The sequence below is a fragment of the Ruminococcus sp. genome, from assembly GCF_019417665.1.
Lineage (GTDB): Bacteria > Bacillota > Clostridia > Oscillospirales > Ruminococcaceae > Ruminococcus_C.
The window spans coordinates 1-2,180 of sequence record NZ_DXUU01000125.1; the positions used below are offsets into that span (position 1 = coordinate 1).

The following is a 2,180-nucleotide window of genomic DNA, read 5'->3' on the forward strand; positions in this document are numbered from 1 at the left end:
GCAGTAACTGCCTGCGGAATGGTAACAGAAGTCAGACCAGCGGTATCATTGATTACAGCATCTTCCTGTGCAAAAGCGGAATCACCAATGCTGGTCAGTGTAGCTGGAAGAGATACCGTTTCTGCATTGGCACAATGATAAAACAAACGGTCACCCAGACCAGTAATGCCATTGCTGAGTACAATTTCTTTGATCTGGTCATTTTGATAAAACACAGAATCATGAGAGGTATAATCGTAGGTTGCACCCGTACCACGCAGCAGCAGTTTGCCGTTGTCGTAGAGAACATAGTAGATGTTTTCGCCGCATTGTCCAGTTGCCACGATTTCGCCTGCGGTCAAATCATCCACCTTGGTTTGCAGTTCCGAAATCTGACTGTTCATTGCATCCAAACGCTTTTGCAGTTCGTCCAGTGTGGCATTTGTCTTTGCCATTTCGGCAAGCATCTCCGTCACTCTGCACTTGCCAAGGATGCACTTGCAGTAACCGCATTTGCTCTCATCTGCACGGCAGTCTGTCAGATCGGAATCCAGAATACTTGTCGTTCCGGCACGCAGTCTTACAACTGCTAAAGTCAGATAAGTCGTCACATTGTTGTTGGTAAAGGCGGGAATGTTTGGACTGGTGGCTGCTGTACCTGCCAGAACACGAATTCCACAGGTACGAGTGGAACGATCACAGTAGATTCCGATTGCTACATAACGATTCAAAGATTCATCTACATAGGAAGAAAGGTCGATGGTATGCAGGGTATCACTGATAAAATAGTGTCCATCGATCCACGCCTTGCCCGTGCCAAATGTAACGGATAAACTTTTAACTGTTGGTGCAAAACACTGCCGGTAAGTATCCAGAATCCCGTTGCAAATCAAACTAGACAGATATGCCGTGAAATCCTCTGCGGTATACACCCGGTCGAGGTTCTGTGCGTTAAAAAATCCATAGGAAAAAGACATATGAATATCACTCCATCTCTTTAAATGTCGGGGTCAGATTTCTGCCATTCTGATCGAAACTCTCCACCATGCCAATTAGCTGAATTCGAGGCTGAATCAAGCCAAATCTTCTCTGCTCCACAGTTACATAGTCGCCCACAAAGTAATCCTTGTTGTACTGATACTGGGTCGAAAAAGCAGCGATGGCAGATTCTGATGCCGTTTTTGGCTGCACCAGATGTTCTGCACCGCTGCTTTTCAAAATTTCCAGATATTCCGCATCGGTCACATCTTCTTCCTGTGCGGTGTTTCGCTCATCCACATACACCTCATAGCGGTCAAGGTAGGTCGGCTCTGCACCGGAACAGAATGTCGTGCGTTTTCTGGCATTGCCTTCACCGCAGCCCAGCACATAGGCAAAGTTTTTCTGCACCGCATCGTCTGCTGCATAGGAAAAGGACAGCAGATTGTTGTACGCATCGGAAAACACGATGTGGGGATTGTCATCCTGCAACAAACTGCGGTCTGTTCCGGAAAACAGGTCGCATTTTAGGGTATTTCCATTCAGCCGCACATTTGCCGAACCGCCGATGGTTTCACAAAGGCTGTACAGCCATTCCAGAATATTGTCATAGCTGACCTGCATTCGTGCGGTTTTCTGCCAACAGTCACCGGAAACCGTTCCCATGGAAAAACCGGGCAGATTGCGGATTCCGGCGGAGATGGCATTGCGGGACAGCACCTTGCGGACGATGTCCTCATAGCTGCCGTTTGCGGTGATGGTGGGATAGATGATTCGCCGTTCCAGCAGACAGGCAAGAAACCGTCCGGTGACCGTTAGGTAATCGCCTTTCTCGGCATCGGTTTCCAATTGCAAAGATTCAATGATGCCAAAGTGCTGTGCATCATCGCTCCTCGACACAATTCTGCCACGCTGAAAGATGGATACATTCTGCGGACTGGCAGCGATGTACACCTCAAAACAGCCGCACTGGTAGAACTCAATGTCCCACAAGAGCGAAGAATAGCTGTCGCAGATGGCTTCCAGTGACACAGAAATCTGATCTTTCAGAGCCGTCAAACTGTAAATTTCCAACTGCATTTCTCAAACCCCCAGATAGGAATTGCGGTGCATCAAAGTCACACGCAGCTTTTTCACACCACGAACTGCCTCGACCCGAAAGATATTCGTGCCTTCCTTCAAGGTCAGCCAAGTCGAACCGGAAACCAGCCGGTTCAGGATAT

General features: G+C 48.3%; 2 protein-coding genes. Both read right to left on the bottom strand.

Annotated features, from left to right (window positions below):
- Positions 1–956: leucine-rich repeat protein (locus tag QZ375_RS14200; protein ID WP_295220054.1), on the bottom strand; the 956-nt coding region annotated here is incomplete at its 3' end.
- A gap of 7 nt (positions 957–963) precedes the next feature.
- A complete protein-coding gene (locus tag QZ375_RS14205) occupies positions 964–2,037 on the bottom strand; it encodes a siphovirus ReqiPepy6 Gp37-like family protein (RefSeq protein WP_295220056.1) in 1,074 nt (357 codons plus the stop codon).
- Positions 2,038–2,180 lie beyond the last annotated feature (143 nt).

Coding starts and splice junctions, on each gene's coding strand:
- QZ375_RS14205 (WP_295220056.1), bottom strand. CDS start 2,037: ATGCAGTTGGAAATTTACAGTTTGACGGCTCTGAAAGATCAGATTTCT.